Genomic DNA, 10,256 nt, shown 5'->3' on the forward strand with positions numbered 1-10,256 from the left:
TCCATTTCCCCTGGCTCTCATCCCGACGCTCACCAAGCACGGGTAGAGCGCGGGGCTTCCCGCCGAGAAGCTAACTGTGGGTAGAAGTTGGCGACTGAGGTAACTCAGTCAGGAAGTCCAGGTCGCCACTGGAGCGACCTTACTCTTTTAGCATAGCAGGAACGTGGTGGTGCTGTAGTAGCGGTTGTTGCGATTCGCCTCCTTGACCCGGCAAAACTTCAGGGAGTCAGGGCGATCGCACCCAGACTGATTTTAGCAGATTCTCTCCTCAGTGACGTGGAAAGCACAGGCACCACGGAGGAATTTTGCTCCCCTGGGGTCTCAGGGTCGATCGTGCTGCCAGAGGCTTGAGGGATCCCTGGGGGTTGCCGCCCTCTGTAGGGGAGCGATCGCCGGGGGGCTGCAATGGCTGAAATCCCCTTTTGGGGAAGCTTCCCCTGTCTGGAGGGGTCGTTTAAATCCTCGGGTGGGGAACCTTTTTCTTTTGCGGAACTAATTCCCGGTTCAGACAGTTCGATCAGTGTAACAACTACCTTTTCCTTCGCTTGTGCAGGAGGATAGTTTTCTGTTTCCTGGCATGGATAGCACCCGCCGCGATCGCCCCCTTTTCTCAGATGAGGGCGATCGTTGCACCCCCTTCCCCTTGTCCCCAGTTGGACAGTTGAAAAAGTACAACATTCCTTTGCGAAAACTGCCTGGTGCTTCAACCACAATGAAAATAGACCAGGAGGCAAGTCCCGACTCTTTCCACGTTCAATACCTACCATGAAGACTTCTTTTTTACTTAAAATTACGGCGGCGGCTACCGCAGCCCTCTCTACATTAACCTTGAGTACCGCTTCTTTCGCTGCCCTTTTCGGACAGCGATCGGTGAACCAAGATCGGTTTATCGCGATCGCTCAACCCTATGCCGGCGGTAGTTCCCACGCTTTGTTGATTGTGGAGCAAATCTCTGACGCGCGTCCCTGCTGGCGAGAAAGCGGTAGCAGTCCCGTCAAGGTGGATCCGCTACTGTTTAGTTTTGACTTCACTGGCATCTGTGGGCGCAGTATGGATAGCAATGGCCATTCCATCCGCGTGGGCGGTGAAGATGTGGGTTTGCAATATAGTTTGCGAATCGTTCGTCGCGATGGGGATCTGGTCCTGCTGGGGGTCAACGATCGCGAGCGCACGGAAATCGAAATCGGACGCACGAACGGCATTACCTCGGCTTACGATTCTAAAATTCAACTCAATCCGGGCTGGAGTTTCGCCAAACGAACCTACAACGGTAAGGTCTTAGGTCACGTCTATCTCGCCAATAATCAGTCGTTGACGGCCCTTGCCCGACCGCGTGGGTCTTCTGGCGGGGGGATTATCGATCCTGCCCCGGTGGAGCCTCCTTCTTCTGGCGGGACTACCTTTGCCGATATCCGCAATGATGTCTATGCCAACGAAATCGAACAGGCGGTGGCAATGGGTTTCGTGGCTGGATTCCGCGAAGACAATACTTTCCGCCCGCAAGTGGCCCTGACGCGCGAACAATTGGTCTCAATGGTCATCGAGGCGTTAAAAAATGTTCCGGGTGCCAATATCAATCTCCCATCGGGGGTTTCGTCTCGTCCTTATTATGATGTGGAAGCCTCTCGCTGGAGCGCGCCTAAAATTGAATGGGCGAAGCAAAACAATATTGTCAGTGGCTATCAAGATGGCAGTTTTCGCCCCGCTCAATCGGTGACGCGCGCGGAACTGATGGCGGTACTGCGGCGATCGGCGGAATTTGGCAATACCCTACGCGGCGCAAATCCCTCGATTAACCCCACTGGCTCTTCTACTGTCTTCTCGGATACCCAAAACCACTGGGCGGATTCTCTAATCGGTCAAATGTCGGCGTATTGTCAGGTGGCTTCTCCGCTCAATGAGGTGGGCAACCGCTTTTACCCGAATAATCCGGCGTTGCGAAACTATGCCGCTGCGGCGACCTTGCGGATGGTTAATTGCGTGAAGCAGTAATCCTTCCCATGTCAATTTCTTCGATCGCGGATCTCGCGGTTCATTGTTGCCGATATGAATTCATCACCCGGTTTTGGTTCTGCAAAATCGGGTTTTTTATCGTCTGGCCAATTGCCCCATCCTCCGGCTGGATGTCTCATTTCCTGACACTGTGGAAAAACTGGGCTTGGTTGAGGCAGTGGTCACCGTCAGCCTGATTATAATTGGAACAATCTATCTGGAAACAACCGAGGTGAAACGATGCAGAAAATAGAACGCAATCTAGATTGGACGAGTCTTGTTCACCGTCTTTCTCAAGGCGATCGCCTGGAAGTGGCGGAGTCGGTTTCTCTGCTCTGTTCGGCGGTGGGATCGATTGTGGCGGGATTGTCCGGACAGGTTCTGTTCGCCGCTACTCCCCTGACTCTGGCTTTGTGGGTCAATATGGCCAAGCGGAACCGCTTTGCGGAACAAATGCGCCTCGAACATGAAGGGGCGATCGCGGATCTGCAACAGATGGTGTCTTCTGTGCGGACTTCGGTGGAACAGTTGCCAAAAAACGATCGCCTCCGGGAATTGGAAGACTCTCTGGTTAGAATTAGTCAGGCGATCGCCGAGCTAGAAGCACAACAAAGTCGCCCTCAAGCTTCCCCCAATCCGATGAGTTCTCCCGAACTTTTGGAAGAATTCGCGATCGTCCGCCGCGCGATCGTCCGCCTTCGCGATCGCACCGAAACCACTTTTACCGAACTCGAAGACAATTTCTCTCGAGAAATTCAATCCCTTCGTCAGCAATTCCCTCCCTCTCCTGTCTCCGAAACTCCGGAATTCGCTCACATCGAAGCCGATATCGCTCGCCTTTCTCAAGGCTTTTCCCAGATACAACACCAGGTGGAAAGTTTGACTCCCTCACCAGAACCGGAATGGACCCCCGTCCAGGGTCAAATTACCCAACTGCAACAACAAGTGGGCAAACTACAACAGCAAAATCGACAGGTGGTCAAACCCTATCTCAAACATCTGACCTTTTCTCTCAAGCAATTAGAAAAAGACATTCACCCCCACCCCCAAACTCCGCCCCACTCATCTCAAACCCACGAGTAATCTACCCTCTAATTTAGGCAACTGACCGGAGATTCTCCCCGTTATTCCTGCTGATTTTTACCTCATTTAATAGTATTTTATTCCGGGATAAAGTACCATCAATAAATGGAATTGCTATTTTTAAAAAAATAGCCAATATTACGGTTTTAGCAGCAATTAAATAATTTCAACCCATACAAATGTAGGAAAAATGATGTAAACCAATTTAGAAATGCCCTCTTTTTTAGCTGTATTTAGAAACAAGGGCAATTTTTTTACTCAAAAAGAGCTATAGGAAAGTATTTAAAGCGCTTACAGATAAAGGATAAAACATCAATTGCCAATCAATAAATTGTTAACAATTTAATTTAAAAACCCCGATTCAGCATAGAGAGGGGGAGGTTAAGGAGACATTCGGCGTAGGTTCTGCTTTAATCAGGATGGACGAGAGAAAACAGAGCATGAGTAATCCATCAAAGCAGACACCAATTCCCGAATATACCTGGAGTCGTCCCATTGGGTTAGGGTGGGACAATCCTTATACCGTGCGCTATCGCAGTAATTTAGACGATGGACCTTGGCACGGGATGCCCCTGGGGGGGTTTGGGGCTGGTTGTATTGGCCGATCGCCGCGCGGGGACTTCAACCTGTGGCACCTGGATGGCGGGGAACACACCTTTCAATCCCTTCCCGCCTGCCAATTCAGCGTATTTGAGGAAGCGCAGGGAAAAAAACAAGCCTATGCCCTCTGTACGGAAGCGCCTGGGGAAGGTCAACTGTCGGCGTGGCAATGGTATCCGGCATCACAATCCACCACCGACAAAGGAGAAGAACGAACCACAGGCAGATACCATGCCCTTTATCCCCGTAGCTGGTTCGTTTATAACGGAGTATTTCAGGCGGAACTAACCTGCGAACAATTTTCGCCGATTTGGCCGCACAAGTATCAAGAATGCAGCTATCCGATCGCAATTTTTGAATGGACCGCATATAATCCCACAGACGAACCCATCACCTTGAGCATCATGCTAACTTGGCAAAATGTGGTGGGTTGGTTTACCAATGCCATCCCCCCGCAAGCATCGGCGATGTCTGGGGGGCTATCCGGGGTGCCGGTCACCGTGCGCGATGATGGATCCCCGGTGTACGAATACAAACCGCGATGGGGAGAGAGTGAAGGAAACTTCAACCGATTTATCGAAGACTTTCACCGCATCGGGTGCGTAATGACGGGGAATCGCCAGGGAGAGGTGCCCGAAGAAGGAGAAGGAGAGTGGGCGATCGCCACTCTCACCAATCCCTTTATGGAAGTCTTCCACCACACGCGCTGGAATCCTGCCGGCACCGGTGAGGAACTGTGGGACAGCTTTGCCCGGGATGGGTCGTTGGGCGATCGCACTGATGAAACTCCCGCCGACGCCTCGGAACAAATCGGCGTCGCCCTGGCGATCCGCTTTACCATCAGACCGGGAAAAACGCGCAAAATTCCCTTTATCCTCGCCTGGGACTTGCCCGTTACCGAATTTGCCCCCAATGTCTGGTACTACCGCCGCTATACCGACTTCTTCGGACGCAGTGGCAATAACTCCTGGACGATGGTTCGCACGGCCCTGAAGCACTTAAATATGTGGCGGGACAATATCCTCGCATGGCAACAACCCATTTTATCCCGCGAGGATCTGCCGGATTCGATTAAAGTGGCGCTGTTCAACGAACTTTACATTCTATCGGCGGGGGGTAGTTTGTGGACCGCGCAAGACGAACTCGACGCGCGGGGCAAGTTTGCCGTGCTCGAATGTTTGGATTATCGCTGGTACGAAAGCTTAGATGTGCGCCTGTATGGCTCCTTTGCCCTGCTCATGTTATGGCCGCAATTGGAAAAATCGGTGATGCTGGCATTTGCCCGGGCGATTCCCACCAGCGATCCGACCCATCGCACGATTGGCTACAATCAAGCGGATGCGGTTCGCAAAGTTGCCGATGCGACGCCGCACGATTTGGGGGCACCCAACGAGCATCCTTGGCACAAAACCAATTACACCAGCTACCAAGACTGTAATTTGTGGAAAGATTTACCCAGCGATTTTGTATTGCAGGTCTATCGCGATTTTCTGCTGACTGGTGCGCAGGATTACGAGTTTTTGTGGGATTGTTGGCCTTCTGTGGTTCGCACGTTAGGCTATTTGCAGCAGTTCGATAACGATGGGGATGGGATTCCGGAAAATGGCGGTGCCCCGGATCAGACTTTTGATGATTGGCAGTTGAAGGGGGTGAGTGCGTATTGTGGCGGGTTGTGGATCGCGGCATTGTCGGCAGCGATCGCGATCGCAGAAGTTCTGCTGGAAAACCCGCCTCATTCGGGCATTTTTACTGGCACTATCTATGAATCGGAACGCTCGGATTTACTGGAGACAACCGCGATTGAGGATACCTTAGCCACCTACCGCGATTGGCTGGCGCGATCGCGAAAAGTCTATCACGAAACCCTCTGGAATGGCAAATATTATCGTCTGGATAGCGAGAGCGGTTCGGACGTGGTGATGGCCGATCAATTATGCGGTCAGTTTTACGCGCGGCTGCTCGGTTTAGAGGATATCGTTCCGTCGGAATGTACCCTATCGACGCTGGATGCGATTTTTGAGGCTTGTTTCTTGAAGTTTCACGGGGGCAAATTCGGCGCAGCCAATGGGGTGTTACCCGATGGTTCGGCGGCGAATCCGGAGGCGACGCATCCCCTGGAAGTCTGGACGGGAATCAATTTTGGGTTGGCTGCCTTTTTGTTGCAAATGGGCAAAAAAAATGAGGCATTTCAACTGGCGCAAACTGTTATCGATCGCCTGTATGAAAATGGTTTGCAATTCCGCACCCCGGAAGCGATTACCGCCGCCGGTACCTTTCGGGCGAGTCACTATCTGCGGGCAATGGCGATTTGGGCGCTTTATGGGGTGTTGACGGAGTTTAAGGGTAGTTAAGGGCGATCGCCGTTGTGAATCTGGCGGTTTTTCCGTCGGATCTGCATTTTCATTACTCGCGACTCGATTATTTTCCATTCGCTGTACCTCGGCGTTCCCAGGCAAAAGCTTGGGAACGCCTCAAGCTTGGAAATCTGTCAAAATTGCCCGGGAAATTCACCGCCGGCAAGGAGGGGGTACTGCCTTGTGCCTCTATGCAGGATATGGCATAATTTCTTGGGAAAAAGGGTATTGCTGTTCCTATTTTTCTATTGACATTTCTCTGGAGGAATGATAATACATTTTACCGGATGAGGTGGCCCAGTGCAGGGGTGGCGATCGCCCCGTGCAATGCCGCACCAATTCGCACTTTCTCCCGCACATCATCGCCATCAGCACGTTCCGGGGGCTTCGATTTCACAGAAGAGAATAGACCCGCTTCTCGGGATTTTCATGCAAAAGATTTTTATCATATCACGCCTCATCCAAAAAACAGATCTACCCAGAGGCAGATTAATCCGGGTCTGCAATTGTGATGAAATAGCTATAAGTCAATGGACTGTTACTAAATTTCTATTCCACACAGACCGCGACCTTTTCCTCTTCTCCTTATTCAAACGGGAGAGACTACACCTGCGTCCCCTCCCTGGGTGCTGGGTGGAGGAGAGGGCAATTTATACCACGTTATCTTAAGGTTGAAATAGAGGAAAAAACCCGAACTGCCGATTTGAGCGAGTTTCCAGATTTTCAACTGTTTCGCCTTCACGTCAAAACCAGGGGAGTTTATGTTTGTCTACTTCATCACTCAGCCCCAAAAGTCCTGGGGCGTTTCTGGGATGCCAACAACCTTGGAGAGTGCTGACTTTCCAACCGAGAGAGGGTAACGCTCCAGATAGAGCGGGTTGAAAATTGGTTCCCGTGAGTATATTTTTTGAAATAGAGGCGAAAGCAATAGACCGAGATTAACCCGCTGTGAGCCAACACTTTATTCTTTCTAACTGTTTCACTGCTTTTACTAAATGCATAGAAATCGGCGACTGGCTTTCAACCCCGATCGCCTAAAAGCTGCGTGGATAATGCCAGGGTGCCCTGGCATCGCGCCACCAATAGCCGTGAATTTACGGATAAAGTATAGCGATTGCGGTGACTTTTTTATCATCTGTGGCTAGCAAACTAAGGGTAAATACTGAATTTCCCCGAAACGCCGATCGTTTTTTCTCAGGTTTTCAATTCATACAACTGGCAAGCGATGAATGCCAAATGCAATCAACCCAAAATGCGAGGAGCATAAGTAATGGTAGGGATTAACAAAAAATCGCAACCCAAAACCAATGCCTCAGCGGAAAGCACAGACAGGGACAGCGTGCTGATGCAGCGATTGGCGCAACTGGATATCGAGCCAAGCGCGGTATCGGAAATCACACAATCGTGCGATCGCAGTGAATTCGATTTAGGGGATGAACTGTTCTCCCTGGGCGATCGCGAACCCGCAGAACCGGAGAGTTACGCGATCGAGCGGGGTCGAGTGCGCTTGCTGGCGTTCGATCCCGATCGCGGACGAGAAGTCTGTGCAATGGTTCTCGAAGCGGGAGATATCTTTGGCGGGGATCGTTGTTTTCACCGAGATCCCCAACCCTATCGGGCGATCGCCGCCACGCCAGGGGAGATTTCGCGCCTGAGTCTGGCTCAATTGGACGGCGATCGCGAACTCGGGGGGAAACTCGAGGGCTACTTTCAGCAGCAAACCGCCCAACGACAACGGCAAATCTTCTTCAAAACCGCCACTGAATTGCGTACCCTATCGAGCCATCAGCTCGAGGAACTGGTTAGCTGGTGCAGCGATCGCCACATCAGCGCCGGATCCCGCTTAAGCGATGCCACCCCGGAACAACAGGGTCGCTTTTGGCTGCGTGGCGGCGAAATTGAGGCAGAATCCGCCGCCACGCAGCCAACCCCGGGAATCGGCAAGAGTTGGGGCTATCCCGAACCCACCCCCGGGGATTGGGTGGCCAAAACCTCCCTGTGGGCGATCGCGCTTCCCCAGGAATACTGGGAACAAGCTAAAGCGATCGCCCCCATCTTGGCAAACAACCTGCAACAGACCACCCACCGCAACGGTTCTGCTAACTCCCTTCCTTCCCCACTGGCACAACGCCCAGTCTCACCCCTTCCTCCCTCCAGCAGAACCGGGCGCAGCACCCCCCAAACTCCTCCTCGGGAAGCCACCACTCCCCCAACCCCACCCCCATCCAATACGGTCATCTTTCCCAAACCCCTGAAGCGGCAAATCCTGGACATTCTGGCTCCCTATCCCCACCTGCGCCAGCAGTCCTCCTCCGATTGTGGGGCCGCCTGTATGGCGATAATCGGACGCTATTGGGGCAAGCGCTTTAGCATCAACTACCTACGCGAACTTGCCGATGTGGGACGCTCTGGCGCTTCCCTGAAAAGCCTCGCTAAAGCCGCCGAAAAGGTCGGCTTCCAGGCCCGTCCGGTACGCGCTTCCCTGAGTCGCCTCGCGGAACAAAGCAATCCTTGGATCGCTCACTGGCAGGGCATTCACTATGTGGTTGTCTACAAAGTCACCTCGAAGCGAATTCTGATTGCCGATCCGGCGGCGGACAAGCAATGGGTTCCCCGGGCTAAATTTCTCACCAGTTGGACCGGGTATGCCTTGCTCCTCGATCCCACCGAGGCACTGCAAAACGCGGAAGAAACCCAGCAGCGCACCCTGAGCAGCTTCTTTCGGATCCTGTGGCCCTATCGCTCCGTGGGTTTGCAAATTATTATCGCTTCGGTGCTGATTCAACTGTTTGGTTTGGTTACGCCTTTATTTACCCAAATCATTCTCGACCAAATTGTGGTGAATAAAAGCGTCAGCGCCCTGCATGCTATCTCCGTGGGAGCGCTGTTGTTTGGCATCGGAACTGTCACTCTCAATGCTACCCGCCGATACCTGCTGGATTATTTTTCCAATCGCCTCGACTTGACTTTAATTACTGGTTTTATCAACCATACCCTGCGACTCCCTTTGAAATTTTTTGAATCGCGTCGGGTGGGGGATATCATCACTCGGGTGCAGGAAAACCAAAAAATCCAGCGGTTTTTAATCGGGCAAGTGGTTCTGGCTTGGTTGAATTTCTTAACGGGGTTTGTGTATTTGGGGTTGATGCTTTATTACAACTGGCGTCTGACCTTGTTGGTGTTGGCGATTATTCCGCCGATCGCCCTTTTGACGTTATTTGCCACGCCGTTTTTGCGGAAAGTCTCCCGGGAAGTGTTTAATGCGGCGGCGGAACAAAACTCGTCTTTAGTGGAAATGATGACGGGGATTTCTACGGTGAAAGCTGCCGCCGCTGAGCGGGAGTTGCGCTGGCGCTGGGAAGAGCATTTAACCAGTTCCCTGAATGCGCGCTTTCGCGCTCAGAAACTTGCTAATCGCTTGCAAGCTAGCAGCGGCGCGATTAATAGTTTTGGCAGTATTGCATTGCTGTGGTATGGGGCGATGTTGGTGATTCAAGGAGAATTAACTATCGGTCAGTTGGTGGCGTTTAATATGATGATTGGAAAGGTGATTAGTCCGATTTTGGCGCTGGTTCAGTTGTGGGATGAGTTGCAAGAAGTGTGGATTTCGGTAGAGCGACTCAATGATGTCCTCGCCGCCGAACCGGAGGAAAAACCGGGAAGTCGGATGTTGGTGCTGCCAAAACTGCAAGGGGAGGTGTCGTTGGAGAATGTGACGTTTCGCTACAGTGAAGAACAGGAGCGCAATACGTTAGAAAATATTTCGTTGGCGGTGAAACCGGGGCAAACGGTGGCGTTGGTGGGTCGCAGCGGGTCGGGGAAGAGTACCCTGGTTAAGTTGCTGCAGGGGTTGTATTCTCCGAATAGCGGGCGGATCGCAATGGATGGGCACGATTTGCGCCATATTTCACCCCAGTCGTTGCGATCGCAGATTGGGGTGGTGCCGCAAGAGTGTTTTCTGTTTTCGGGCACGATTGTGGATAATATTACGCTCTATGCTGATGATGTGCCTCTGGATCGGGCGGTGGAAGTGGCTAAGTTGGCGGAAGCGCATGGGTTTATTCAAGAGATGCCTCTGGGATATAATACTCAGGTGGGCGAGCGCGGAACTTCTCTGTCTGGGGGACAGCGACAGCGCATCGCGATCGCGCGGGCGTTGTTGGGCAATCCGCAGATTTTAATTTTGGATGAGGCGACCAGTTCTCTGGATACCGAGTCGGAACGTCG

General features: G+C 52.2%; 4 protein-coding genes. All 4 read left to right on the forward strand.

Features of this window, described 5'->3' with window-relative positions:
* Positions 1–765: 765 nt before the first annotated feature.
* A complete protein-coding gene (locus AC0QH1_RS16935) occupies positions 766–1,992 on the forward strand; it encodes a DUF3747 domain-containing protein (protein WP_324632405.1) in 1,227 nt (408 codons plus the stop codon).
* Between the two features lie 240 nt (positions 1,993–2,232).
* Positions 2,233–3,075 (forward strand): hypothetical protein, encoded by an 843-nt coding sequence (locus tag AC0QH1_RS16940; RefSeq protein ID WP_324632406.1) that lies wholly within the window; start codon positions 2,233–2,235, stop codon positions 3,073–3,075.
* Between the two features lie 440 nt (positions 3,076–3,515).
* On the forward strand, positions 3,516–6,026 hold the full coding sequence (locus AC0QH1_RS16945) for a GH116 family glycosyl hydrolase (protein ID WP_324632408.1): 2,511 nt from the start codon (positions 3,516–3,518) through the stop codon (positions 6,024–6,026).
* A gap of 1,273 nt (positions 6,027–7,299) precedes the next feature.
* Positions 7,300–10,256: peptidase domain-containing ABC transporter (locus tag AC0QH1_RS16950; protein WP_324632410.1), on the forward strand; the 2,957-nt coding region annotated here is incomplete at its 3' end.

It is taken from the genome of Phormidium sp. CCY1219 (genome assembly GCF_055795085.1).

Bases quoted from the DNA above. Each gene is read 5' to 3' on its own strand.
- AC0QH1_RS16945 (WP_324632408.1), top strand. From the start codon at position 3,516: ATGAGTAATCCATCAAAGCAGACACCAATTCCCGAATATACCTGGAGT.
- AC0QH1_RS16940 (WP_324632406.1), top strand. From the start codon at position 2,233: ATGCAGAAAATAGAACGCAATCTAGATTGGACGAGTCTTGTTCACCGT.
- AC0QH1_RS16935 (WP_324632405.1), top strand. From the start codon at position 766: ATGAAGACTTCTTTTTTACTTAAAATTACGGCGGCGGCTACCGCAGCC.